The organism is Paenibacillus sp. 05T425 (assembly GCF_056396205.1).
In genome coordinates this window covers 244,110-268,765 of the sequence record NZ_JBFTLA010000006.1, presented here as the reverse complement: position 1 = coordinate 268,765, position 24,656 = coordinate 244,110, and the positions used below count along the sequence as shown (strand labels likewise).

The 24,656-nt window shown below is 50.1% G+C and carries 24 protein-coding genes; 18 read left to right on the top strand and 6 right to left on the bottom strand.

All coding sequences use genetic code 11. The features are described from left to right. The first annotated feature begins 53 nt into the window (after positions 1–53). The 12 genes from spoIIP to AC1DF0_RS15255 all read left to right on the top strand — a co-directional run bounded on the left by spoIIP (position 54) and on the right by AC1DF0_RS15255 (position 12,571). Positions 54–1,325, top strand: a complete 1,272-nt coding sequence (gene spoIIP / locus AC1DF0_RS15310; protein WP_477574761.1) for a stage II sporulation protein P — start codon at positions 54–56, stop codon at positions 1,323–1,325. A gap of 24 nt (positions 1,326–1,349) precedes the next feature. Beyond that, a complete protein-coding gene (locus tag AC1DF0_RS15305) occupies positions 1,350–1,805 on the top strand; it encodes a hypothetical protein (protein ID WP_442051761.1) in 456 nt (151 codons plus the stop codon). A gap of 81 nt (positions 1,806–1,886) precedes the next feature. Further along, positions 1,887–3,704, top strand: coding sequence for a translation elongation factor 4 (lepA, locus tag AC1DF0_RS15300; RefSeq protein ID WP_442051760.1), 1,818 nt, complete (start codon positions 1,887–1,889; stop codon positions 3,702–3,704). Positions 3,705–3,802: 98 nt separating this feature from the next. Further along, the gene (hemW, locus tag AC1DF0_RS15295) at positions 3,803–4,978 is read left to right on the top strand and encodes a radical SAM family heme chaperone HemW (protein WP_442051759.1); all 1,176 of its coding nucleotides are present in this window, start codon (positions 3,803–3,805) and stop codon (positions 4,976–4,978) included. A gap of 98 nt (positions 4,979–5,076) precedes the next feature. Then, a complete protein-coding gene (locus AC1DF0_RS15290; protein WP_337101566.1) occupies positions 5,077–5,544 on the top strand; it encodes an N-acetyltransferase in 468 nt (155 codons plus the stop codon). 280 nt (positions 5,545–5,824) lie between these two features. Then, the gene (locus AC1DF0_RS15285) at positions 5,825–6,793 is read left to right on the top strand and encodes a stalk domain-containing protein (RefSeq protein WP_477574520.1); all 969 of its coding nucleotides are present in this window, start codon (positions 5,825–5,827) and stop codon (positions 6,791–6,793) included. 205 nt (positions 6,794–6,998) lie between these two features. Beyond that, a complete protein-coding gene (gene hrcA, locus AC1DF0_RS15280; protein ID WP_337101567.1) occupies positions 6,999–8,024 on the top strand; it encodes a heat-inducible transcriptional repressor HrcA in 1,026 nt (341 codons plus the stop codon). A 22-nt stretch (positions 8,025–8,046) separates the two neighbouring features. Further along, positions 8,047–8,601, top strand: a complete 555-nt coding sequence (grpE, locus tag AC1DF0_RS15275) for a nucleotide exchange factor GrpE (RefSeq protein WP_442051684.1) — start codon at positions 8,047–8,049, stop codon at positions 8,599–8,601. Between the two features lie 63 nt (positions 8,602–8,664). Beyond that, complete coding sequence (gene dnaK, locus AC1DF0_RS15270) at positions 8,665–10,506, top strand: molecular chaperone DnaK (RefSeq protein ID WP_477574519.1); 1,842 nt, start codon at positions 8,665–8,667, stop codon at positions 10,504–10,506. Between the two features lie 230 nt (positions 10,507–10,736). After that, positions 10,737–11,864 (top strand): molecular chaperone DnaJ, encoded by a 1,128-nt coding sequence (dnaJ, locus tag AC1DF0_RS15265; protein ID WP_475821427.1) that lies wholly within the window; start codon positions 10,737–10,739, stop codon positions 11,862–11,864. A 337-nt stretch (positions 11,865–12,201) separates the two neighbouring features. Next, complete coding sequence (locus tag AC1DF0_RS15260; protein ID WP_442051687.1) at positions 12,202–12,363, top strand: YfhD family protein; 162 nt, start codon at positions 12,202–12,204, stop codon at positions 12,361–12,363. 1 nt (position 12,364) lies between these two features. Next, on the top strand, positions 12,365–12,571 hold the full coding sequence (locus AC1DF0_RS15255; RefSeq protein WP_442051688.1) for a hypothetical protein: 207 nt from the start codon (positions 12,365–12,367) through the stop codon (positions 12,569–12,571). An 80-nt stretch (positions 12,572–12,651) separates the two neighbouring features. On the opposite strand, the gene AC1DF0_RS15250 is transcribed toward AC1DF0_RS15255, so the two are convergent. The 5 genes from AC1DF0_RS15250 to AC1DF0_RS15230 form a co-directional block, all read right to left on the bottom strand. Beyond that, entirely contained in the window at positions 12,652–13,488 is an 837-nt protein-coding gene (locus AC1DF0_RS15250; protein ID WP_477574518.1) for an ABC transporter ATP-binding protein, read from the bottom strand. A gap of 14 nt (positions 13,489–13,502) precedes the next feature. Then, on the bottom strand, positions 13,503–14,618 hold the full coding sequence (locus AC1DF0_RS15245) for a taurine ABC transporter substrate-binding protein (RefSeq protein ID WP_477574517.1): 1,116 nt from the start codon (positions 14,616–14,618) through the stop codon (positions 13,503–13,505). A gap of 30 nt (positions 14,619–14,648) precedes the next feature. Beyond that, the gene (locus tag AC1DF0_RS15240) at positions 14,649–15,425 is read right to left on the bottom strand and encodes an ABC transporter permease subunit (protein WP_442051691.1); all 777 of its coding nucleotides are present in this window, start codon (positions 15,423–15,425) and stop codon (positions 14,649–14,651) included. Positions 15,426–15,441: 16 nt separating this feature from the next. Continuing rightward, on the bottom strand, positions 15,442–16,569 hold the full coding sequence (gene ssuD / locus AC1DF0_RS15235; protein WP_477574516.1) for an FMNH2-dependent alkanesulfonate monooxygenase: 1,128 nt from the start codon (positions 16,567–16,569) through the stop codon (positions 15,442–15,444). A 250-nt stretch (positions 16,570–16,819) separates the two neighbouring features. Beyond that, on the bottom strand, positions 16,820–17,413 hold the full coding sequence (locus AC1DF0_RS15230; RefSeq protein WP_442051693.1) for a TetR/AcrR family transcriptional regulator: 594 nt from the start codon (positions 17,411–17,413) through the stop codon (positions 16,820–16,822). Positions 17,414–17,588: 175 nt separating this feature from the next. On the opposite strand from AC1DF0_RS15230, the gene prmA reads away from it, so the two are divergent. The 5 genes from prmA to AC1DF0_RS15205 all read left to right on the top strand — a co-directional run bounded on the left by prmA (position 17,589) and on the right by AC1DF0_RS15205 (position 22,140). Continuing rightward, positions 17,589–18,584: a 50S ribosomal protein L11 methyltransferase gene (gene prmA, locus AC1DF0_RS15225; RefSeq protein ID WP_477574515.1), complete on the top strand. Its 996-nt coding sequence runs from the start codon at positions 17,589–17,591 to the stop codon at positions 18,582–18,584. Positions 18,585–18,598: 14 nt separating this feature from the next. After that, a complete protein-coding gene (locus AC1DF0_RS15220) occupies positions 18,599–19,294 on the top strand; it encodes a site-2 protease family protein (protein ID WP_477574514.1) in 696 nt (231 codons plus the stop codon). A gap of 35 nt (positions 19,295–19,329) precedes the next feature. Further along, positions 19,330–20,118: a 16S rRNA (uracil(1498)-N(3))-methyltransferase gene (locus tag AC1DF0_RS15215; protein ID WP_477574513.1), complete on the top strand. Its 789-nt coding sequence runs from the start codon at positions 19,330–19,332 to the stop codon at positions 20,116–20,118. Positions 20,119–20,123: 5 nt separating this feature from the next. Continuing rightward, positions 20,124–21,515: a tRNA (N(6)-L-threonylcarbamoyladenosine(37)-C(2))-methylthiotransferase MtaB gene (gene mtaB, locus AC1DF0_RS15210; RefSeq protein ID WP_477574512.1), complete on the top strand. Its 1,392-nt coding sequence runs from the start codon at positions 20,124–20,126 to the stop codon at positions 21,513–21,515. 193 nt (positions 21,516–21,708) lie between these two features. Next, positions 21,709–22,140, top strand: coding sequence for an NUDIX hydrolase (locus tag AC1DF0_RS15205; RefSeq protein ID WP_442051699.1), 432 nt, complete (start codon positions 21,709–21,711; stop codon positions 22,138–22,140). A gap of 19 nt (positions 22,141–22,159) precedes the next feature. Here the strand turns inward: AC1DF0_RS15205 and AC1DF0_RS15200 are convergent, their stop codons facing one another. Then, positions 22,160–23,137, bottom strand: a complete 978-nt coding sequence (locus tag AC1DF0_RS15200; RefSeq protein ID WP_442051700.1) for a Na/Pi cotransporter family protein — start codon at positions 23,135–23,137, stop codon at positions 22,160–22,162. A 129-nt stretch (positions 23,138–23,266) separates the two neighbouring features. Here AC1DF0_RS15200 and AC1DF0_RS15195 point away from each other — a divergent pair, with 129 nt between their 5' ends. Then, positions 23,267–24,646, top strand: coding sequence for a class I SAM-dependent rRNA methyltransferase (locus tag AC1DF0_RS15195; protein WP_477574511.1), 1,380 nt, complete (start codon positions 23,267–23,269; stop codon positions 24,644–24,646). The last annotated feature ends 10 nt before the right edge of the window (positions 24,647–24,656 follow it).

The window sequence follows — 24,656 nt, the reverse complement described above, 5'->3', positions numbered from 1 at the left end:
GATCATAGATTAATAGTAGCTAACGGACATTTAAGGCGGGAGGAATACAAGTGATGAAACGAACGATGATGCTGCTGGATTTCGGGAAAGAAAGCAGGCGGATACGAAATTTGCTGGTGACGGGGCGCACGTTTGCGCTTCTTTCATTTAGCTCGACCTTATTTTTTATTTTGATAGGATTAGCGGGCATGGCTCATCAGCAATCGACGGCCGATCCGGTCAATTCAATGAAAGGCTTCGCTGCATCGGTATCTAGCGGCTTCTTTGGGGACATGCTAGAGATGGAGATGCCTGCATTCCAGAGCAGCGGCGAATCGGGTTCACTTTCCAGCAAGCAAATCAGCAAATTTCTCATTCGTGCGTTAACCGATATTAATCCGAATGATCCGAAAAGTCTTCTTGCGGGGGAATTGCCGGGTATGAGCGCGAACGACGCATTCCTAATTCGGCAGGGCATTGGAACGGACACCGCAATTGGACCGGAAGACAATACGCCAATCATATCCGAGCCTAATACGGGCACAGGTATTGGTTCTGAAGGCTCTGAGGGCTCTGAAGGCTCTGAAGGCTCTGAAGGCGCAACCGATCCTGGAGCTGCACCAACAACGCCGGCGACCGATGCTCCATCGCAAGGTGATGGAGACGAACCGTCAGAGCCAACGACAGGTGGCGAGGACGTTGTCTTCATCTATCATTCGCATAATCGCGAATCCTGGTTCCCTGAATTGACGGAGAAGATGAAGGATCCGAACTCCACGACGACTAACATCACTTTGGTCGGCAAAAGACTCGCGGATAAATTGGAGGAAGAAGGCGTCGGCGCGCTGCACAGCAAGACTGACTACCCGACCGCGATTAAGGATTACCGCTGGGAGCTGTCCTACAAATATTCGATGAAGACCGTGAAGGAAGCGATTGCGAGCAGCAAGAAGCTTAAGTTTTTTTTCGATCTGCATCGCGATTCGCAGAAGCGTAAATATACGACGATTGATATTAAGGGCAAAAGTTATGCTCAGGTGTATTTTATAATCGGCCACAAAAATCCGAACTGGAAAGAAAACGAAGAGTTCGCTACGCAAATCCATGAAGAGCTGGAGAAAAAGTATCCTGGCATATCGCGCGGCATTTGGGGCAAGACAGCTGCTACAGGTAATGGGGAATATAATCAATCGCTCGCTTCGGACAGCGTGCTAATCGAGATCGGCGGTGTAGATAACACGCTTGAGGAATCTTACCGTACGGCAGATGCGCTTGCGGAAGTCATTGGCGAGATCTACTGGGAAGATGCGAAGGTAACAGCTCCTAATACAAAGAAGCCATTATGAACGAGTGGAAGGGAAGAATGAGCGATGAAGAAGGGTGCGCTTAAGTGGACGCTGCTGGGAGGCGCGATTGTGTTTATTGTCTTATACGGAATCGAGATGTCTTCATCCGGCATTGAGCGCATTAACGGTTCCTTCGAGGAAACGGAATCGGGCAGCGGCTACTATGACGAATACGAAAGTGACGGAACTGAGGAAAATATAGAGCAGCAGGATGAGAACTTGGTCTATGCGCGTAAGATTGAGCAATTGGAGCGGGAGCTTGAGGAGACGAAGCGTCTGCTGACCAAAGCTGGCAAAGCAGATGCCGGAGCAGACGAGAATGCGGTTGTCGATGAGAACGAGCGGCTGCCTGGTATTCCGCTTCAAGAGAACGAGCCCGCCGTCGACAAGCTGGCGGAATCCGCTTCAGGAATGCTGCAGTCTGTATCGAGCGGAGGCATCCGTTTCGTCGTCTCGATCTTCGACGGATTGACGAAGTAAGAATGAACATTGCCCACATGCCCCTTAAGCTGATATACTAGAAAGAATGAGTAGAATTATTGGAAATTGTGGGGGTTAGGCATGACAGACGTTCGTGACCGACAAAAGAAAATTAGAAATTTTTCTATTATTGCGCATATAGACCATGGCAAATCAACTTTAGCCGACCGGATACTGGAGTATACCGGCGCACTTACTTCCCGCGAGATGCAATCGCAGGTTCTTGATCAGATGGATCTGGAGCGGGAACGCGGCATTACCATTAAACTTCAAGCTGTTAGATTAGGATACCGCGCCGACGACGGCGAAGAGTACATTCTGAACTTGATCGATACGCCGGGACACGTCGACTTTACATACGAGGTATCTCGAAGCATGGCGGCCTGCGAAGGAGCACTGCTTGTTGTTGACGCGGCGCAGGGTATCGAGGCGCAGACGCTTGCCAACGTTTACTTGGCATTGGACAACAGCCTGGAGATCTTGCCTGTCATTAATAAGATCGATTTGCCTAGCGCCGAGCCTGAACGAGTGAAGCAGGAAATCGAGGATGTTATCGGCCTTGATGCAAGCGAAGCCGTTCTTGCATCAGCGAAAGCGGGTATCGGCATAAAGGAAATATTGGAGCAGGTCGTAGCCAAAGTTCCTGCACCGACCGGAGATCCGGATGAGCCGCTTAAGGCACTTATATTCGACTCACACTACGATCCCTACAAAGGCGTAATCGTATATGTGCGCGTCATGGACGGAAGCATCAAAGCCGGCAAGAAAATTCGCTTCATGGCAACAGGAGCGGAATTCGAAGTCATTGAGGTCGGCGCCTTCAAGCCGCGGATGACGATTGTCGACGAGCTGGCCGTAGGCGACGTAGGCTTCGTTGTAGCAGGCATCAAAAACGTGAAGGATACGCGTGTCGGCGATACGGTGACGGAAGCGAAGCGTCCGGCTCCAGAGCCGCTGCCAGGTTACCGTCGTATTAATCCGATGGTATTCTGCGGCTTGTATCCGATCGAGACGCAAGATTACAATGATTTGCGCGAAGCGCTTGAGAAGCTTGAGCTGAACGACGCATCGCTCAGATACGAGCCGGAATCTTCGACAGCACTTGGCTTCGGCTTCCGCTGCGGATTCTTGGGACTGCTGCATATGGAGATTATTCAGGAGCGTATCGAGCGCGAGTTCAATATTCCGCTTATTACGACGGCGCCAAGCGTTATTTACAAAGTAACGTTGACGAACGGCGATACAATGGATATCGATAACCCGTCGAACTATCCTGAAGCGGGCAAGCTTGATTATGTTGAAGAGCCCTTCGTTAAAGCGGGCATTATCGTGCCTAACGACTATGTCGGAGCGATCATGGAGCTTTGTCAAAATAAACGCGGCGAGTTCGTTAACATGGAATACTTGGATACGAACCGCGTTACGCTTACGTACCAAATCCCGTTGTCCGAGATTGTATATGATTTCTTCGATCAATTGAAGTCGAATACGAAGGGTTACGCTTCGTTCGATTATGAAGTATCCGGCTATCGCCGCTCGAATCTCGTGAAGATGGACATCATGCTGAACGGCGAGCAGGTTGACGCCTTGTCGGTCATCGTTCACCGCGATCGCGCATACAACCGTGGACGTCTCATTTGCGAGAAAATGAAAGAGCTTATCCCGCGTCAAATGTTCGAGGTGCCGATCCAGGCATCGATCGGAACGAAGGTCATTGCCCGCGAGACGGTTAAGGCTATGCGCAAGAACGTTCTTGCCAAGTGTTACGGCGGCGACATCAGCCGTAAGCGTAAGCTGCTTGAGAAGCAAAAGGAAGGCAAGAAGCGGATGAAGCAGGTCGGCAGCGTAGAGGTGCCGCAGGAAGCGTTCATGGCTGTTCTTAAGATCGACGAGAATTAAGCTTAAGCGACTAAAGTAGCGAAGCGAGGGAGAGCGCGGCTCTCCTTCTTTTTATTGAGATATTATTTTTTTAGCGCACGACGGAAGGAGGACTAACGATGAATGTTACAAGTGTCATACAATCGCCAAGAGCGTTATATATTCACATTCCCTTTTGTACGAACAAATGTCATTATTGCGACTTTACTTCCTATGTATTGAAGGGTCAGCCCGTCGATCAATATTTGATTGCGCTAGAGCAGGAGATGAAGCGGACGACCGAGCTGCTGCCGCCCGTGGAGATCGATACCGTCTTCGTAGGCGGGGGTACGCCGACCGTACTGACACCGCCGCAGATGAAAGTGTTTCTTGATGCGGTTAAGTCTCATTTTCCACTCGCTCCGAACGTTGAATTCACGATGGAAGCGAATCCCGGAACTACGGATATCGAGAAGCTACAGGCGATGCGAGATGGCGGAGTCAATCGAATCAGCTTTGGTGTTCAGTCGTTCGATAATGGCTTGCTGGAGCGAATCGGTCGTATCCATAGTGTAGATGATGTATACCGGAGCTTGGAGAATGCACGCAAGGTCGGCTTCACCAATATGTCGATCGACCTTATGTTCGGCTTGCCGGGTCAGACGATCGAGCATTTGACGAGCAGCGTCGAGAGCGCGCTTGCGCTCGATTTGAAGCACTATTCGATATACAGCTTGAAGGTTGAGGAGAATACGCTGTTCCACAAGCTGTATGAGCGCAATGAGCTACCTTTGCCAACTGAGGATGAAGAATTTAATATGTTCATTCGGTTAATGGATTTGCTGAAGGCCGGCGGCTACGAGCATTATGAGATCAGCAACTTTGCAAAACCGGGATATGAAAGCCGTCACAACTCTACGTATTGGCGCAATGAGCCGTATTACGGCCTCGGTGCAGGCGCGCATGGCTACGCCAATCGTCAGCGTCATGTGAATTTGAAAGGAATTACGCCTTACATTGATGCTGCCTCCGAGAAGCTGCCGCGGCTGGACTCTTTCGAGGTGAGCGAGCAAGAAGCAATGGAGGATTTCATGATGGTAGGCTTGCGGCTGCTCTCAGGCGTTCGCTCTTCGAATTTCTCCAAGCAGTTTGGCGGCGGCCTATCACTGGAACAGAAGTTTGGTCCGACGATAGACAAGCTTATAAGAGACGGCTTGCTCGAGAAGCTGGAATTATCGGACGATACCGTATATAAGCTTACTTCACAAGGTGTTTTGCTCGGAAATGAAGTGTTCGGAGCTTTCCTCGAGGGCTAATGATCGGCACTATTTTTACTATTGTGTTAAAATACATTGTGTTGTATATTTATTCATATTGTTTTTATCATCAGTGGTGAGCGGAGGCGAAGGCAGCGATGCAGGCATTAGAGGTTCTATGCAGAAAAGCGACGTCCGATGATATCGAGACGTTGTTTCAATTAATTAAGGGTTATGCCGAGAAAGGCATTATGCTGCCTCGTACACGAGAAGCTCTGCAACATATAATAGATACTTTCGTCGTTGCCGAGGTTGACGGTGTTGTCGTTGGCTGCGGCTCCTTAAGCAGGCTTGGCGACGACTTGGTGGAAATTCGCTCGCTCGGGATGACGGATGGTTACAGAGGGCTTGGCATCGGCAACAAGCTTGTCGAGAGCTTGATCGAGCAGGCCAAGGCGCTGAACGTTACTAAAGTGATGGCCCTCACGTACGCGGACAACTTCTTCAAGCGCAACGGCTTCACGATCGTGGAGAAAGAGATTTTTCCGGAGAAGGTGTGGAAGGACTGCGTCAACTGCCCGAAGCAGCATGCATGCGATGAAATCGCCGTGCTCAGAACGGTTTAATGAAGCTAAAGACGCTTGTTATCAACTGCAATCACGTTTAATAGGAGAAACCACGGTATCATTGGGATGCTTAACATACTAATGATACCGTGTTTTTTTTGTTGTTTGTAAAAATTGTGATGTTCAATATAGAGGTTACCCCCTTGTTTCGAGAAAAAATATTTACTCAACTGTATTTGAAATATGCAACAATTTATAGTGTTCAAATTAGATAGCGAGAATGAGATCTAGGGAGTACTGCATCAATCCAATTCAAAAACATATTTATGGAGATGTAAAAATGAAAAAATTTATAATCGGCTTTCTTTGCGGAGCAGCATTGTTTGGATCGACTACCTCTTTTGCAGCAGATACGTACAAAAAGATTCAAGTTTTTCTTAGAGACGATATTAAAGTGAATACAAATGGGACACAGGTTAAGTTAGCAAAACAAGCAATAACTTATGAAGGAAGCACCTACTTATCTGTTCGAGATTTAGCATCCGTTTTTGGCAAGGAGATTGCTTGGGATTCCTCGGCTAAGACAGTTGAGATTCATGATTATAATTCTGAGACAGAGCCTTCTCAAGGATCAAGTAATCAACAGCCTGAAATTTTGAACGATTATTTACCGACTTCTTCGACACCTGCAATTAGAGTTAATGGAGTCGTATATCTTCCGCTTAGAGAAGGCGGAGAAAAATATGATATTTCTATAAATTATGATGCTCAAACAAAGTCGGTTGGTTTTGTAGGTACGGATTTCAAGTTAATCATTTCTGAAAATCTTGACTTGAAAAAATCACAAGATTCATTTGTATATAACGGTATTAGCTATATGAAAGAAAAATTGTTTGCCGAATTAAGCGAAGAGATTGCTGCAAATAAACCAGTAAAAAGCCAAATTGGATACTTAGAATTCAATAAACCATTCATATCCAACGATAACGGGATGACTGTTTTAATGAAAGAAATTGTAGTATCGGATAAAGGAGACTACAAAGAATATACGTTTACATACGTGCAATCGAATAATACGAAGAAAGAAATAGATGAAGCGACTTTTAAAATATACTTTGAAAATGGCGAATCGGAAGCGCAGTACGGGTTTTTCGGAAAATTAATGCCAAATGAAACATTGGAGAGAACGTATACCTTTAAAGCTACGAATGATAAATTGGGTTATTGCTTGGAATATGGCGTAGACACGTTCTTTAGTGAAGAACCAGCAGCGGAAGCATTAAAATGGAAGGTTGCTACAGAAAACTAAATGGAATTAAACAAGAACATGCATGTAGATGGAAAGTTAGCCAAAAGAACGGTCTGATCTTATTTCAGCTTTATTACAAACAAAAAATACCGAACCGACTTGACAATMGTTAAGCTGGTTTGGTATTTTTGTATTAATGATTAGCACTCGAATCGATTGAGTGCTAACGATGACGGTGATCAACAATTACGTAGGGGGAATTCGAATGCTGACGGATCGACAACGGATGATATTGCATGCAATAGTGGATGATTATATTCGCTCGGCTGAACCGGTTGGTTCACGCAGCATCTCGAAGCGAGGCGACGTAGCTTTCAGTCCGGCCACCATTCGCAACGAAATGGCCGATTTGGAGGAGCTTGGCTTTCTTGAACAACCGCATACGTCTGCCGGACGCGTGCCTTCTACAAAGGGATACCGTTATTATGTCGACCATTTGGTGAAGCTAGGCGAGGTTAATGAGCATGACCTAGGTATGGTTCGCTCGTTCGTTACGGATAAGATGAGCCAGATGGAGGAAGTGATCCAGCATGCTGCCGGCATTCTGTCCAATCTGACGAACTATACGTCGATCTTGCTCGGACCGGAGCTGTTCTCTAATTCCTTGAAGCATTTCGGCTTAGTACCACTTGACGATACGTCGGCTGTAGCCATCATTGTTACGAATACAGGCCATGTCGAGAATCGGACGATTTCGCTGCCGCAAGGTTTTAAGATGGACGATATGCAGAAGGTCGTTAACATTTTGAACGAGAAGCTGACAGGCGTCCCGTTGATCCGCTTAAAGTCGAAGCTCTATTCCGAGGTTGGCCAAGAGCTGGAGCGGCATGTCGATCATTTCGAGCAGGTGCTTCAAGTGCTTGACCATGCGCTGCAAAGCGACGATGAGCATCGCATTTTCTTAAGCGGCACGACGAACATGCTGACACAGCCGGAGTTCAAGGATGTCGACAAGGTGAAAACGATTTTGGATTTGCTTGATGAGACACCGGCAATAATGAAAATGTTTTCCGCTTTGCCATCAGGTATACAAGTACGTATTGGAACAGAAAATGACCACAAGGCGATAAGTGACTGCAGCTTGATTACGGCAACCTATGCCGTCGACGGCCAGTCGCTTGGAACGATCGGCATTTTAGGTCCTACCCGGATGGAATACGGCAAAGTAATCAGTTTGCTTGATCTAATATCCAAGGATATGGCGCTCTTAATGAGCCGCTGGTATAAGTAACGACTTTTAAGGAGGTGACAAGGTGACTAACGAACAACATAACGAAGCAGCAGAAGCAGTAGAAGAGCAAATATCCGAAGAGCAGCAGCAAGCTGCCGAGGAGACCTTCGCAGAGGACGTAGCAACAGATTCCCGTTATGCTGAGCTCGAGAAGCAAGCTGAAGAAGCACAACAACGATACTTACGCGCGCAAGCGGACTTTGATAATTTCCGCCGCCGTACGACGAAGGAGAAGGAAGAGCTCGCGCAATACGCTTCCATGAAGCTGATTACGCAATTGCTTCCAGTGGTTGATAACTTCGATCGCGCTATGGCTGCAGCTTCCGCAAACGGCGATTTTGAATCGCTCGCCAAAGGCGTGGAGATGATCTTCCGACAATTAGAGCAGACACTTACGGGTGAAGGGCTGAAGGCGATGAATGTCGTCGGCGAACCTTTTAATCCGGAATTCCATCAGGCTATTATGCAGGTAGAGTCCGATGAGCATGAAGAAGGCATTATTGTCGAGGAAGTGCAAAAGGGCTACATGCTGAAAGATAAAGTATTGCGTCCAGCGATGGTTAAAGTAAGCGGTTAGTTGCTTACGAAGTAAGTTTTGCTCCACTACGTTACACAAAACTTTTTAGGAGGAAATAAAACGATGAGTAAAGTAATCGGTATCGACCTTGGTACGACGAACTCTTGCGTAGCAGTTATGGAAGGCGGCGAAGCCGTCGTTATTCCAAATCCAGAAGGCAACCGCACTACGCCTTCCGTAGTAGGCTTCAAGAAAGACGGCGAACGTATTGTCGGTGAAACGGCAAAACGCCAAGCGATCACAAATCCTGATCGTACGATCAGCTCGATCAAACGCCATATCGGCACGAACCATAAAGAGCAAGTAGACGGCAAAGATTTCACGCCGCAAGAAATTTCCGCTATTATTTTGCAAAAGCTGAAGTCCGATGCAGAAGCTTACCTCGGTCAAACGGTAACGCAAGCCGTTATTACGGTTCCAGCTTATTTCAATGACAGTCAGCGTCAAGCAACGAAGGATGCAGGCAAGATCGCAGGTCTTGAAGTGCTTCGTATCGTCAACGAGCCGACAGCGGCTGCGCTTGCATACGGCCTTGAGAAAACGGAAGACCAAACGATTCTTGTATATGACCTTGGCGGCGGTACATTCGACGTATCGATTCTTGAGCTGGGCGACGGCTTCTTCGAGGTTAAAGCGACTAGCGGCGACAACAAGCTCGGCGGCGACGACTTCGACCAAGTGGTCATCGATCACCTTGTTGCTGAATTCAAGAAAGAGCAAGGCATCGACCTTTCTAAGGACAAAGCTGCCGTTCAACGTCTAAAAGACGCGGCTGAGAAAGCGAAAAAAGAATTGTCCGGCGTCCTGACTTCTTCGATCTCTCTTCCGTTCATTACAATGGTTGACGGCGTTCCTCAGCATTTGGAGATGAGCCTGACACGTGCGAAATTCGAAGAGCTGTCCGCAGCGCTCGTAGAGCGTACGCTTGGACCGACTCGTCAAGCGCTTAGCGATGCTGGCATGTCCCCGAGCGACATCGACAAAGTTGTACTTGTAGGCGGCTCGACGCGTATTCCAGCCGTTCAAGATGCGGTTAAGAAGCTAATCGGCAAAGACCCTCACAAAGGCGTTAACCCGGATGAGGTTGTAGCCCTCGGTGCTGCCGTTCAAGCAGGCGTATTGACTGGCGACGTGAAAGACGTTGTATTGCTCGACGTTACTCCGCTATCGCTCGGTATCGAAACAGCTGGCGGCGTGTTCACGAAAATGATCGAACGCAACACGACGATCCCAACAAGCAAATCGCAAGTTTACTCGACCTATGCTGACAATCAGCCAGGCGTAGAAATACACGTATTGCAAGGTGAGCGTTCCATGGCGAACGGCAACAAAACGCTTGGTCGCTTCACGCTGAACGATATTCCTCTTGCTCCGCGCGGCGTACCGCAAATCGAAGTTACTTTCGATATTGACGCGAACGGTATCGTTAACGTATCCGCTCTGGACAAAGGAACAGGCAAGAGCCAAAAAATTACGATCACTTCGTCGAGCGGTTTGAGCGACGCTGAGATCGAGCAAATGATGAAGGATGCTGAGCTTAACGCAGAGGAAGACCGTAAGCGTCGCGAGCTTGTTGAAGCGAAGAACAGCGCTGATCAGCTCATCTACTCCGTCGACAAAACGATCAAAGACCTTGGCGACAAAGTAGATGCTTCCGAAATCGAGAAAGCAAATGCAGCGAAAGAAAAATTGACTGCTGCGCTTGCTACTGACGATATCGAACAAATCAATGCTGCGGCTGCCGAGTTGACTGAAATCGTTCAACAGCTTTCCGTGAAGCTCTATGAGCAAGCACAAGCTGAACAAGGCGCTGAAGGCGGAGAGCCAGAAGCAGGCGCTGGAGCTTCGAAAGGCAAAGATAACGTTGTCGATGCCGATTATGAAGTTGTAGACGACCAGAAGTAATAGGCGTTTAGCAGGAGCGTGAGGTCAAGGGCAGGCGTAGCCTGTCTTTGACCTCCTTTCGTGAATTCTAAGCATTATAAGTTTTCTACTTATAAAATGCTTAGAATTCTTCGCGAAACGGTTGCTGAAAGCCGCCATAGGGAAGGCATTGGCCGTTTACGCTTGCGAAAGCCAATAATGATGGGCCATTTTGCAGATGAAATCATAGCATATAGCGGAGGTGAGAACAGATGGCAGATAAACGCGATTATTATGAAGTGTTAGGCGTTGGCAAAGATGCCTCCGCAGACGATATTAAGAAATCATACCGTCAGCTTGCTCGCAAGTTTCATCCCGACGTCAATAAGGAAGCGGACGCGGAGTCGAAATTCAAGGAAGTTAAGGAAGCTTATGACGTCCTAAGCGACGATGGCAAACGTTCTACTTACGACCGTTATGGTCATGTTGATCCGAATCAAGGCATGGGCGGCGGCGGAAATGGCGACTTCGGCGGCTTCGGAGACATTTTCGATATGTTCTTCGGCGGCGGCGGAGGCGGCAGACGCGATCCGAACGCACCGCAGCGCGGCAATGACTTGCAGTATACAATGACCGTCGAGTTCAAGGAAGCGGTATTCGGTAAAGAAACGGAAATTACGATTCCTCGCACCGAGACATGCGACACTTGTCATGGTTCTGGCGCGAAGGTTGGCACGAAGCCTGAAACGTGTACGATCTGTAAAGGCAGCGGCCAGCAAGAGGTTGTTCAGAATACGCCGTTCGGCCGTATGGTCAATCGTCGTGCTTGTACGAATTGCAGCGGCACGGGACGCGTTATCAAAGACAAATGCGGAACATGTCACGGCGCTGGCAAAGTGAAGCGTCAACGCAAAATCAACGTTCGTATCCCGGCGGGCGTGGACGAAGGTGCACAAATCAGACTTTCAGGCGAAGGCGAAGGCGGCTTGCGCGGAGGTCCAGCAGGCGATTTGTACATCGTTATCCGTGTCAAAGCGCATGAATTCTTCGAACGCGACGGCGACGACATCTATTGCGAAGTTCCGCTTACGTTCGCTCAAGCAGCGCTTGGCGACGAGATCGAGATCCCGACGCTTACAGAGAAGATTAAGCTGAAGGTGCCCGCGGGAACGCAGACGGGGACGTACTTCCGCTTAAAAGGAAAAGGCGTACCAAAGCTTCGCGGCTACGGCCAAGGCGATCAGCATGTGAAGGTAACGGTCGTTACTCCAACGAGTCTGACCGAAGAGCAAAAAGATTTGCTTCGCCAATTGGGCGGCCCGGGCTCCGAGTCTGCCGGCGATCAAGAACATCATGAATCGATATTCGAGCGCATGAAGAAGGCGTTCCGCGGTGAATAACCCGGAACGTCTTTTTTTTTAATATCAAAGATATTGAGATTGGATTTGATACAGCCAAAAATGGCCATGTGACAATCAAGTTTCAGTTTGAATGGAAAAAGTACAGGCAAATAGGAGTTTGTGGCGGGAATGAGCTGTTTCTGGCGGATTAGGTTGGAGATTATCCAGTCAAATGCAGATTTGTTGTAAAAAAGACCCATTTGACTGTACGTAATCCATGCTAACGATTAAAGATATGAAATTAGGAGCTGTATAGAAAGTGAATTCAGCGAGCACTCTATTCAGGTAATGCAGTTATACGCATACGCGAAGAAGTAAACTAAAGGAGACGATACAGATGACAGATAATCAAAAGAATGAGCTCGAGAAAGTGAATTTTGCTCAATTGCCGATCGGGAAAAACGAGGACGTAGAGTTTTCCGAAGAACTGGCGGACGAGGCGGATCGCCAAGCTGCCCAGCGCGCAGCTGAAGCGGATCAACGCGCTCAGGAGCAGTAAGATGAACCAGGTCGAGATCAAAGCGACCTTCAGCGGCGAGAGCGCCGCGCAGGAGGCGCTGCACAAGCTGCAAGCGCTTCGGGTAGTCGATGTCGGCGGGCTGTATGAACAGGGCTTGCTGACCGCTACCGTTGATGCGGCCATTGCAGACAAAGCGCTGCGTCTTATCGAACAGATCGGCGGTCAAGCAGACACGTCGATTTTGTAACAGATAGACAAGAAAAGGGAGCTATCTCTTAAGGTTATTCCTTGAGATAGCTCCTTTTCTGTTTGTAAGCATGATGCTTATTATTGGGTAGAGGCAGGATCGTGCTGCGGCGTTCGCAGCGACCTGACAAGACTTTCGCGAAGTTCAGCGAAGCGAGGATGCTTGCGTTCGCTTGCGAACGGTTCTATGCGGCTGTTAAGGGGATTGGCGATATCCGAATGGATGCGGCCCGGTGATCCCTGCATCGTAATGATGCGAGTGCCTAGCAGCAGTGCTTCATCCACGTCATGGGTTATGAACAAAATGGTTTTGCCCGTCTGTATCCATAGCTTGCGCAGCAATTGCTGGAGCGCTTCTCTCGTGAGCGCATCGAGCGAAGCGAAAGGTTCATCCAGCAGCAGAATGCGCGGCTGCGGGGCTAGTGCTCTCGCAATGGCGACTCGCTGCTTCATGCCGCCTGACAATTGATAGGGAAGCAACGAGGCATAATTCGAAAGCCCAACCTGTTCGAGGACATTGTCTGCTACTTGCTTGCGCTTCGCTTTTGGCAGACCGGACATTTTTAGTCCGAATTCCGTATTTCGCTGAACCGACAACCAGGGAAACAGGTTAGCGTGTTGGAACACGACGCCGACCTCGGGATGCGGCTTGCCATGAGGCCGCTCAAACACGCTTACCGTACCAGCGGAAGGCTGCTCATAACCGGCGATAACCTTAAGCAGAGAGGTCTTGCCGCAGCCTGAAGGACCGAGCACGCATACGAATTCTCCCTCTTCAATCGTAAGATCGATACGGCGCAGAACCTCTGATTGAGCTGTTTTGCCCGGATAGATCAGGCTGATATTCTCCAGCTTAACAGCTTCCGCAGCCGCGATGTCTCCTGCTGGCTGTATGAATGGGTGAGCAGCTTCCGTCATCGCTTTTCCTCTCCTTATCGCTTAATTCCTTCGTTCCAAATTCCTTTTTGATACTCATCTGCTTCCGGGGCAGCAGGAATAGTCTGCTGCTCAACGAGAAATTGTCCAGTCTGCTGCAGTACTTGTGCGAATCCGCTAATGCTGTTGTCTGTACCTAAATACTTCGCATCCTGCTGTTCTGCCGATGTCAGCCATACGAGCTCATGCAGCTGCGGCAGCGTGTCGGCTTCGGATTGGCTGAGCAGCGGCGCTACCGCTTTGGCTGCTTCTTCAGGCTTGGAGCGGTATAATTCGACAGACTCATCGAGCAGCGAGACGTAATCTTTCACGAACTGCGGATATTGCTCCGCGAAGCTGCGGCTCACAATGCCTACGTCGGCCGTAATGATGCCTTGCTCCGATAACTGCTTGGCAGAGATAAGTATTTTGCCGTCATCAGCAATGAGCTTGGCGAGTGAAGGCTGCCAGACAAACGCTCCATCGATATCTTTACGCTGCCAAGCTGCAACGATATCCGGCGGCTGAAGGTCGAGAATCGAAACCGTCGATGGATCGACGCCTTCTTTCTTTAATGCAGACAGTAAGCTGAAGTGAGTGGTCGAACCGAATGGGACGGCAATCTTCTTGCCGCTTAAATCTTTGACGCTGTTAATATTGGAGCTGTTGCGCACTGCAAGCGCTTCGTTATCACCGATAATATCGTGCAGGAAGTATACTTGATACGGCAGATCGCTGGCAAGACCAATAGCTACAGGAACAGAACCGGCAAGACCGAGATCAATGCCGCCTGCTGCGAATGCAGTATTCACGTCACGACCGGAATCGAATTGAACCCAGGTTACTTTGACACCGGGAAACTTTTTCTCGGCTAAGCCCAGCGCTTTCGTGAGCAGCTCCGCATTCGGAATGACTTGGAAACCAATGCGGACCTCCTTAGGCAGCTGCTCAGCTTGCGCAGGCACTTCAGTGCTTTCACTTGGCTTAACGGTTTCTTCAGCCTTTGTCTCCGGCTTACTGGTCTGACTCTCTGTATTATTGCCGTTGTTCGAGCTGCATCCCGATAAGATGCCGACAAGCGCAATCAACATAATAATTGCAATAGAAACGGTTTTGGTTCTTACAGTCTTCATTAGACTCCACTCCTTAACAATATGTTTTATTTACTCTTTGCCGCTCCAAGGAACAAGCTTCCTCTCGAGCAGGCGGACCGCTGAATCGATAACTATGGCGATTAATCCCATTAGAATAATGCCTGCAAAAATAATATCGCTCCTAAGAAATTTGCTCGCGTCCAGCACCATCCAGCCGATGCCGGACATCGCGGCTACCATCTCAGCTGCAACAAGCGTCGTGTAGCTAACGCCGATCGCTGTTCTTATACCGGTGAAAATCTCGGGCAGCGAGGAAGGCAACAGCACATGCAGATACAGCTTGCTTCGGGTCGCGCCGAGCGTCTTGGCGACGCGAATGCGGTCAATCGACACCTTCCTGACACCGGCAACGACAGCAATGTAGAGCGGGGCGAAGGCAGCTAGGTACAGTAGGGCGATCTTGGATGAATCGCCGATTCCGAGCCACAGAACAAGCATGGTGTAGTAGGCGAGCGGAGGCAGCGGTCTGTAGAACTCAATGAAAGGATCGAGCAAAGCTCTGACAGTCGCCGAAGCTCCGCTAATGAGACCTAGCGGAATCGCGGTTATAACCGCGAGCGCGAAAGCACTCCCCAGGCGGAATAGGCTGTCGGCGACGTGCAGTCCGAGGGAATGGCCTTTATATCCGGATTGCCAGATTTGCGCGAATGCTAGCCATACTTTTTGCGGTGACGGGATGAATAACGGGTTGACCCAGTTGAGTGCTGTTACAGCTGTCCACACGATAATTACGAAAGCTACAGACAGTGCGGAATACAGTAAGTGACGATAATTAGCGTTTGACATGGCAGTCTCCTAACGTTTAGCGGCCGTGCTTCGGATCGTAGTGGTAAGCGATCATCTCACCGCCGCGTGACGCCGCCGTTTGGCTATCAGCTTGCTGTGATCGCAGTTTCGGAAAGAGAAGCTCGGCAACCCGGTAGGCTTCCTCTAAGTGCGGATAGCCGGACATAATGAAAGTCTCGATACCTAGTGCAGCGTATTCCTTCATTCGAGCAGCAACCAAGTCGGGATCACCGACTAGAGCTGTACCGGCTCCGCCTCTGACTAGTCCGATACCTGCCCATAGGTTAGGCGATATTTCGAGATTGCTTTGGCTCCCGCTATGAAGCTCGGTCATTCTGCGCTGGCCATGGGAGTCCATGCGCGCATAGATTTGCTGGGCTTTGGCAATCGTACCTTCATCCAGGCGGCTGATGAGACGGTTTGCTTCCGCCCAAGCCTCCGCTTCAGACTCTCTGACGATGACATGCAGCCGAATGCCGAACTTGATTTCCTTCCCCGCCCGAGCGGCAATGTCTCTCATTCGATCGATTTTTTCCTTCACCTGAGCTGGGGGCTCTCCCCAAGTTAAGTAGTAATCCGCATGTCGGGAAGCGACATCCATTGCGGCGGGCRATGAGCCGCCGAAGTATACAGGCGGGTAAGGACGCTGGAGAGAAGGGAGCATATTGATCGCGTTCTTCACTCTAAGATGGTTTCCGTCGAAGGTGACAGACTCGTTGCTAAGCACTCTGCGCCACACATCCATGAACTCGTCGGTAAGCTCATAACGTTCGTCATGGTCCAGAAACAAGCCGTCTGCTTCAAGCTCATCGGGATCACCGCCGGCAACGACATTGACGAGCAGACGTCCCTCTGAATTGCGGTCGAAGCTGGAGGCCATGCGAGCAGCTAGCGTAGGAGACATAAGGCCCGGACGGACAGCGATGAGAAATTTGAGATTTTTCGTTACGGGAATTAACGAAGCGGCGGTCACCCATGGATCTTCGCAAGAACGCCCGGTAGGGAGCAGTACCCCATCATAACCAAGATCGTCGGCTGCAGCGGCAATCTGGCGATAGTAGGCAGGCGTTGTTGACCTTGCTCCGAAATCTGAACCAATATATCGGCCGTCACCGTATGTCGGTATAAACCAAAATAGCTTCATAGCGCTCATCCTCTTCCTTTTAGTTGACTAATTAATCTCATCGGATAAGTTGGTATAATGGAAATAAAAAAAGCATAAAGACTCTTCTTTGCGAAGTTGTCCTTATGCGTCTCCAGCGGTCTGGTAGACTTGCGATGAATAATTATTCACTATGTACACATGATAGCAGCAATTTCCAAAATGAGTCAATCTTTTTTTCAAATATAAGAAAGTATAAAATTTGCTGCTTATTTCACCTTGGATAAAGATGTTATTTGAGCAGCAATGCAATCATTTTATCCGGAGTAAGCGTGGCGATTTCTTGAATACCCGGAATACTGTGCAAAATAAGGCCCTCCATCATCGACACATAAATAAGAGCAAGCTCGAAGCTGTCTCCGTTCTTGAAAATGCCAGCCGTTTGGCCTTCGGCAATAATCGCGGCCATTGGCCGCAAGTTGTCAATGAAGCGTTCGCTGACCGCCAGCGTTACTTCATGAGGTACGGCTTCCGATGTGCGTGCGTATTGAAGGATAGCGGTAATCGCCCAGCCGTTGCGGTAGACGAGCCAGTTCTCGGTATACCAATAGAGCTTATCGTATGGTGATGCGTTTAATTGCAGCGCCTCCTCGACGAACACCCGATATTCGCGCTGTCCGTTTTCGACCAAGGCTTTAAAGATTTGATCCTTTGAGAGGAAATATTTATATACATTTCCAACGCTAATTCCAGCCTGTGAGGCAATGTCCGCGATCTTCGTTGCAGGCAAGCCGCGCCGCGCAATAACGTGCATCGCTGCCTCAAGAATCTGGCTTTGCCTCTCGTCGCGAAGCCTTTGATCTTTCTCGATATTTCTAGGTGACATGGTGCTGCAGCCCTCCTGAACGTTGTATCAAAAAAGCAATCAGCAAGATTGCTTCCAGCATTTAGTAAGCATTGTAGCATAATTATCGCTAAAGTTCGCTATAACACTTTTGTGCAAAAGCCGCTCGTGGTGTACAATAGATGTTAGGTTTTTATTGTATTGGAGGACGTTATCTATGAAATGGCATGAACTAACGATCGCGACAACAGAAGAAGCGACGGAAATGATCTCGAATTTTTTGCATGAAATGGGCGCTGGCGGCGTATCCATTGAAGAATCAGGCACGCTGAACAAGCCGCGCGACACTTCGCTTGGACAATGGTATGAGCTGCCGCTTAACGATATACCGGAAGGCAAGGCCGTGATTAAAGGGTATTTTGCGGAAGAAACGAATGTTGAAGAACTGATTGCAGCGATTAAGCCGCGCGTTGAGCAGCTTAGAGAATTTGATATAGATCCGGGTAATGTGGAGTACACGTCTGCGGAAGTGGACGATGATGACTGGGCAACGGCATGGAAGCAATACTTTAAGCCGCTCCGCATATCGGATAAGCTCACGATCAAGCCGACTTGGGAAGATTATGAGGCTGGTCCAGACGAGCGGATCATAGAGCTTGACCCTGGAATGGCCTTCGGAACGGGTACTCACCCGACTACTGCTTTATGCTTGCAGACACTCGAGTCTGTCGTGCGCGGCGGGGAAGAGATGATCGATGTCGGCACAGGTTCTGGCATTCTTGCAATTGGCGCTTGCCGACTTGGCGTGAAGAGCGTACTGGCGCTGGATCTTGATCCGATTGCCGTATCAAGCGCCACGGAAAATGTGCGGTTGAACGATCTGTCTGAGCAGGTGGAAGTTCGTCTGAGCGACCTGCTAGGCGTTCTGCGCGAAGATCAGGCGGATTCGGCGGGCATCGAGCACGGACTGCGCGTTACCGTTCCAGTAGATTTGGTTGTGGCGAACATTCTCGCGGAGATTATACTGCTGTTCATCGACGATGTGTTTGAAGCGCTTAAGCCAGGCGGTACATATATTGCGTCGGGCATCTGGAAAAACAAGGAGACTGACGTTGAGGACGGCTTGATCCGTTCCGGCTTCGAGATCATAGAGAAAAGACGCGATGAGGATTGGATTGCATTCGTTGCTAGAAAACCTCAAAGGAGTGAATAAGCCTGGAAAACTTTTTGTGGTATCCGCTGGAGGACCTGTCGTTCATCGCGCTCGTCCTCATCATCGCGTTCACTGTGCATGAGTTCGCTCATGCCTACAGCGCCTACAAGTTCGGCGACGATACAGCCTATCTGGCGGGCAGGGTTACGCTTAACCCGCGCGTTCACTTGGATGTGCTGGGAACGATCCTACTGCTGATCGCAGGTTTCGGCTGGGCGAAGCCTGTACCCGTAAGGGCAAGCCGCTTCAAGCATCCGAGATTGATGGGCATTGTGGTATCGGCCGTAGGGCCGCTGAGCAACTTGCTTGTCGGGGCGCTTGGCGTTGTCCTCCTATATGTATTGAACGAGACCGGACTTCTGCATGCAGGATCAATTGGCGTTTACAGTGCGCTAGTTCATTTCTTTTATTATCTGATCACCATTAACCTGTTGTTATTCGTCTTTAATTTAATTCCGCTGCCGCCGCTGGACGGATACCGCATATTAGCTGATCTATTGCCGCTCCGCATCCGTTTCAAGATGGAGCAGAACGTGCAGTGGGGCATGTTTATTTTTCTGCTGATCGTGTTTATTCCGCCGCTTAGGGCGGTAACGCTTGATCCGATATTGAATTTGTCCTCGGAGATATTTTTTATGCTTATTAATTGGTGCGAAAGCCTATTTACGCCGTTTGACTGGCAACGGTTTATCATGGATTTTACGAAGTGAAACATGCTATGATGAAGGATGGTTAGAGACTCACGATGCAGCGATACTTTGTAGCAGCAGATCAATTTACCGAGACGCAGGTGCGTTTGACGGGCGAGGATGCCCATCATGCGGCGCGCGTTATGCGGATGAAGCCGGGCGATAAGTTCATCGTAAGCGATGGCGCGGCTCGTACGGCGATTGCGGAAGTGACGGATGCGTCCGCTACGCTCGTCGAAGCCGATATTGTAGAGCGGCTGTCCATGGACAGCGAGCCTCTCTGGTCGGTCACGATTGCCCAAAGCTTGCCGAAGGGCGATAAGATGGAGCTTGTTATCCAAAAGGGAACGGAGATTGGCGCTTACGCGTTCGCGCCATTCCAGTCCGAGCGGATGATCGTGCAGTATGACGGCAAGAAGGAAGCGAAGCGGCTCGAACGCTGGAGCAAGATCGCCAAGGAAGCGGCGGAGCAGTCTCATCGCAACCGCGTGCCGGTCATTGAGCAAGTGCAGAGCTGGCGCGAGCTGATGCAAGGGATCAAGAACTATGATCTTGTTCTGTTCTGCTACGAGCGCGAAGGGGATGCTGCGCATGGCAAAGGCATCCGAACGGCGGTTCAAGAGTGGATATTGCGCAGCGAACGATCCGGGAAACAAACTTCGCCTGCCAACATCATGCTTATTGTCGGTCCTGAGGGCGGCTTCACCGACCGCGAGGCTGCTGAGGCGGAAACGACAGGAGCCGTGCTTGTCGGGCTCGGCAAACGAATACTTAGAACGGAAACAGCAGGTATCGTCGGATTAACCTGCTTACTATATGAATCCGGAGAAATGGGAGGAGCGTGACCACTATGCCAACGGTCGCATTTTACACCTTAGGCTGCAAAGTTAACTTCTACGATACGGAAGCGATTTGGCAGTTATTCAAAAACGAAGGCTACGAGCAGGTCGATTTCGAATCGACGGCTGACGTTTATCTTATTAACACATGTACGGTTACGAACACGGGCGACAAGAAAAGCCGCCAAATCATTCGCCGTGCGGTACGCCGCAACCCGGATGCCGTTATCGCGGTAACGGGCTGCTACGCGCAGACATCGCCTGCCGAGATTATGGCGATTGAAGGCGTCGATCTTGTAATCGGCACACAGGACCGCGACAAAATCATGTCGTTCGTCGATCAGATTCAAGACGATCGCAAGCCGGTCAACGCCGTTCGCAACATTATGAAGACGCGTGACTTCGAAGAGCTTGACGTGCCGGACTTCTCGGACCGTACACGCGCTTTCCTGAAGATTCAAGAAGGCTGCAATAACTTCTGTACGTTCTGCATCATTCCATGGTCGCGCGGCTTGTCGCGCAGCCGCGATTCGCATAGCGTCATCGAGCAAGCGAAGCAGCTGGTTGCTGCCGGCTACAAGGAAATCGTCTTAACGGGCATTCATACCGGCGGCTACGGCGACGATATGGAGAACTATAATCTTACAAGCTTGCTGTGGGATTTGGACAAGGTAGAAGGGCTGGAGCGTATTCGGATCAGCTCGATTGAAGCTAGCCAGATCGACGACGCCATGATCGACGTCCTCAATCGTTCGAGCAAAATGTGCCGCCATCTTCATATTCCGCTGCAAGCGGGCGAGGATTCGGTGCTTAAGCGGATGCGCCGCAAATATACGACGGAGCAATTCGCGGCGAAAATTAAGCGTCTGCATGAAGCGATGCCGGGTGTTGCGATTACGACGGACGTTATTGTCGGATTCCCTGGAGAGACCGAGGAAATGTTCGAGAGCGGCTACCGTTTCATGGAGGAGCTTGGCTTTGCCGAAATGCACGTATTCCCTTATTCCAAGCGGACAGGAACCCCTGCCGCGCGTATGGAAGATCAAGTGGATGAAGAAGTTAAGAATGAGCGCGTGCATAAGCTGATTGATCTGTCCGAGCGTATGCAGCTTCAATATGCAAAAACGTTCGTGGGCGAAGTGTTGGACGTGATACCAGAACGAGATTACAAAGGCGCGCCTGGCACCGGGCTCATCATGGGCTACACGGACAATTACATTCAAGTCGTGTTCGAAGGCTCGGAATCGCTGGTCGGCAAGCTCTGCCGCGTTAAGATTACGGAAGCGGGCGTTAACGAATGCCGCGCAACACTCGTAAGAGTGCTTGACGACGAACAGGCGATTATGCGCGAGTCTGACGTTCATAGCTTCGTGCTGGAGCGTCCTGAAGCCATTCGTGCTTAGTTTCGGATAACGGCTTTATATGGGATTCCTTTTCTTTTCATTGCTACTGGAAAAGAGGAAGGAATCCTTTGCTGCAATTATAACCAACTATGGCTTGTCTGCAATCGATCCTGATGATGAGCAATTGCTGGCAGCAGGCAAGTGATCCATGCTGGATATACTAATCATTAAACGTAGCAAGGGGGAAGCGGAGATGAAGGAAATATCTGCTGGAGGCGTCGTCTATCGTCGAACTGCGGAAGGAAAGCTTCAAATTCAGCTTATTCAGGACCGATACGGCAAAGTATCGCTGCCCAAAGGCAAGATGGAGACGGGCGAGACGGTTGAGCAGACGGCGCTTCGCGAGATTGTTGAGGAGACGGGAATGGAAGGCGTCATTATTGCTCCGATCGATCAAATCAAATATCAGTACGAGCATGAGAAGTTTGGATTAGTGGACAAAGAAGTTCATTATTATTTGGTCGAGGCTGTCGGAGGCTCGCTGCAGGCGCAGGTCGAAGAAATTCGCGGCGTCGATTGGTTCGAACCGAAGGAAGCGTGGAGACGCCAGAAGCAATCCGGCTATGACAACAATCATCGGATTGTCGCTGGCGCATTCCAACTTCTTGGGTTGTCGACTGATTAACGGTTTCTGGCTGAGGTTCTTACTTCTGCGGATCGAGTCCGCGCACGGCGGGCAAGTAGCAGAAAGGAAGCGCCAGCAGGGAACTTAGAATGTTGAACACGGTTTGGGCGCGCGCGATCTGTCCCGCAGGTGATTCAGACAGCCACTCTGACAGATTGGAGAGCTCTGGAAGGAAAGGCAAGAACAGCAATGCGCCCCCGGCATTCAGCAGGACATGGGACAGCGCTACATACTGGCCTGCCTTCGAGCCGCCAATCGACGCAAGCATGGCGGTGAAGCAGGTGCCGATATTGGCGCCGAGCACAACGGTGATTCCGATCTCCAGCGGCATTGCGCCAATCGCAGTGAAGCCCATTACTAAGCCAATCACGGCTGCGCTGCTGTGAACGGCAGCAGTCAAAAGCGCACCCGCTGCAATTCCCCACCACAGGCTGTCGTCCGCTTTTCCAATAAACCAATTGAACATATCGCTTTGCTGCACGGCAGGTCCAATGGATTGCATCATCGCCATGCCAGTCAAGAGCAGGCCGAAGCCGCATAGAACAACTGACGCAGAACGGATCGGATTGAGTTTCGGAGCCAAATGTCGAAGCCACGGGAGCAGCCTGACCTCCCCGGTCAGAGCAGTTAGCAGCCAAACTCCGATGGACACGATCATGATCGGAATAGCGAGTTTGTTCAAATTTAATCCGATAAGTTCCGTTGTCAGACAGGTGCCGATGTTCGTTCCTAATATGATGCCAAGCGTTCTTGGAAAGGTGAGCAGGCCTGCGTTGACGAGACCGATCGAAATGACGGTTACAGCGGTGCTGCTTTGGAGAAAAGCAGTCGTTGCCGTGCCGATGGCGAGTCCGTGGACGGGCGTCGCGGTCGAACGCCGCAGCATCATTGTCAGATAAGGTCCCGCAAGTTGATGAAGGGCAAGCTCCATAAGCTTCATCCCGCACATAAATATGGAGAAGCCAAGCAGCATGGGGATAAGGATGGATTGAAGCATAGCGAATCTCCTTTTATGAATAATTGAGTGCCATCAAAGGTGCCGACAAGCCGTTAGCGGCTGCAACTATACATATGCTGGAAGTAAGACAAGCATGACAAGCTATGAGCAGAGAGGGCGTTAAGAAAAATGGGTAATGCAAAACTTTTTCTACTGAAATCGCGCAAAAAGAGGTTGGAGCAAGGCCATCCGTGGATTTACGCAAGTGAAATCGATCGCTTGGAGGGTGAGGCGAAAGCAGGGGATCTGGTCGATGTCGTGAACCATCAAGGGCGGTATTTGGCGTCGGGCTATTGGAATCCTAAATCGCAGATTACCGTTAGGATTGTATCTTATTCGCCGATGGAGGAAATGGACGGCTCATACTTCCGCAGCCGATTCGAGCAATGCAAGGAGCATCGCGCTCGGTTCGTGACCGATTCCGATTGCAGACTCGTCTATGGCGAAGCTGATTACCTGCCGGGACTCGTTGTCGATCGATTTGGAGGCGTACTCGTCATTCAAGTGCTGACGCTTGGAATGGACGCACGCAGAGAAACCATTGTAGAACAACTGGTTGCCGTGTTCCAGCCCAAAGGTATTTATGAACGCAGCGATGTGGGCGTACGCGTGCTAGAGGGGCTTGAGGAGCGGACAGGCGTCTTGTACGGTGATTGCCCAGCTATCGTGGAAATTGTAGAAAACGGACTCAAAGTCGAGGTAGATATTGTCGAAGGTCAGAAGACGGGGTATTTCTTCGACCAACGAGAGAATCGCGCTTCCATTGCACCCCTCATGAAAGGCTGGGGTGCCCGCAGCGGCATTCATTTGCAGTCTGATCCGTCCTTGAAGAATGAGGGTTCTGATGGCGGACAAGACCGTCTTGTTCCGGTTAATGCGAACGGCAAAGTTGTGACATTTCCCTATTGGGACGGTGCCACGGTACTGGAATGTTTTGCCCACACGGGCAGCTTCACGCTTCACGCATGCAAGTACGGAGCGAAGAAGGTCACTTGCCTGGATATTTCGGAGCATGCGATCGATACCGCGCGTCGTAATGCGGAGCGCAACGGTTTCACCGATCGGGTCGAGTTCGTCGTTGCGGATGCGTTCGATTATTTGCGCTCGCAGGTGAAGGGGCTGGATGAACGCAAGCAACGCGGCAGCGGAGGCGTTGACACGTCGAAGCCGCTTGCGAGTGCAGGACGATCATGGGATGTCGTCATTCTCGATCCGCCGGCCTTCGCGAAGACGAAGAGCGCGGTGCCTGGGGCAATACGCGGTTATAAGGATATTAACCTGCAAGGGATGAAGCTCGTTAACGAAGGCGGATATCTTGTAACGGCTAGCTGCTCTTATCATATGAAGCCGGAGCTGTTCTTGGAGACGATCCAAGATGCCGCTGCCGATGCTGGCAAGCTGCTGCGATTAATCGAGTGGCGCGCTGCAGGCAAGGATCATCCCCAGCTTCTCGGTGTAAGCGAAGGACATTACTTGAAGTTCGCCGTATTCGAGGTTAGAAGCAAGTAAGCTAGAAAGT

Excerpts from the sequence above, each read along its gene's own strand:
- AC1DF0_RS15215 (WP_477574513.1), top strand. The coding sequence starts at position 19,330 with ATGCAGCGATACTTTGTAGCAGCAGATCAATTTACCGAGACGCAGGTG.
- lepA (WP_442051760.1), top strand. The coding sequence starts at position 1,887 with ATGACAGACGTTCGTGACCGACAAAAGAAAATTAGAAATTTTTCTATT.
- AC1DF0_RS15260 (WP_442051687.1), top strand. The coding sequence starts at position 12,202 with ATGACAGATAATCAAAAGAATGAGCTCGAGAAAGTGAATTTTGCTCAA.
- AC1DF0_RS15290 (WP_337101566.1), top strand. The coding sequence starts at position 5,077 with ATGCAGGCATTAGAGGTTCTATGCAGAAAAGCGACGTCCGATGATATC.
- AC1DF0_RS15200 (WP_442051700.1), bottom strand. The coding sequence starts at position 23,137 with ATGCTTCAATCCATCCTTATCCCCATGCTGCTTGGCTTCTCCATATTT.
- AC1DF0_RS15240 (WP_442051691.1), bottom strand. The coding sequence starts at position 15,425 with ATGTCAAACGCTAATTATCGTCACTTACTGTATTCCGCACTGTCTGTA.
- AC1DF0_RS15230 (WP_442051693.1), bottom strand. The coding sequence starts at position 17,413 with ATGTCACCTAGAAATATCGAGAAAGATCAAAGGCTTCGCGACGAGAGG.
- hrcA (WP_337101567.1), top strand. The coding sequence starts at position 6,999 with ATGCTGACGGATCGACAACGGATGATATTGCATGCAATAGTGGATGAT.
- AC1DF0_RS15250 (WP_477574518.1), bottom strand. The coding sequence starts at position 13,488 with ATGACGGAAGCTGCTCACCCATTCATACAGCCAGCAGGAGACATCGCG.
- dnaJ (WP_475821427.1), top strand. The coding sequence starts at position 10,737 with ATGGCAGATAAACGCGATTATTATGAAGTGTTAGGCGTTGGCAAAGAT.
- dnaK (WP_477574519.1), top strand. The coding sequence starts at position 8,665 with ATGAGTAAAGTAATCGGTATCGACCTTGGTACGACGAACTCTTGCGTA.
- AC1DF0_RS15245 (WP_477574517.1), bottom strand. The coding sequence starts at position 14,618 with ATGAAGACTGTAAGAACCAAAACCGTTTCTATTGCAATTATTATGTTG.
- AC1DF0_RS15205 (WP_442051699.1), top strand. The coding sequence starts at position 21,709 with ATGAAGGAAATATCTGCTGGAGGCGTCGTCTATCGTCGAACTGCGGAA.
- AC1DF0_RS15285 (WP_477574520.1), top strand. The coding sequence starts at position 5,825 with ATGAAAAAATTTATAATCGGCTTTCTTTGCGGAGCAGCATTGTTTGGA.
- hemW (WP_442051759.1), top strand. The coding sequence starts at position 3,803 with ATGAATGTTACAAGTGTCATACAATCGCCAAGAGCGTTATATATTCAC.
- AC1DF0_RS15255 (WP_442051688.1), top strand. The coding sequence starts at position 12,365 with ATGAACCAGGTCGAGATCAAAGCGACCTTCAGCGGCGAGAGCGCCGCG.
- AC1DF0_RS15305 (WP_442051761.1), top strand. The coding sequence starts at position 1,350 with ATGAAGAAGGGTGCGCTTAAGTGGACGCTGCTGGGAGGCGCGATTGTG.
- prmA (WP_477574515.1), top strand. The coding sequence starts at position 17,589 with ATGAAATGGCATGAACTAACGATCGCGACAACAGAAGAAGCGACGGAA.
- spoIIP (WP_477574761.1), top strand. The coding sequence starts at position 54 with ATGAAACGAACGATGATGCTGCTGGATTTCGGGAAAGAAAGCAGGCGG.
- mtaB (WP_477574512.1), top strand. The coding sequence starts at position 20,124 with ATGCCAACGGTCGCATTTTACACCTTAGGCTGCAAAGTTAACTTCTAC.
- AC1DF0_RS15195 (WP_477574511.1), top strand. The coding sequence starts at position 23,267 with ATGGGTAATGCAAAACTTTTTCTACTGAAATCGCGCAAAAAGAGGTTG.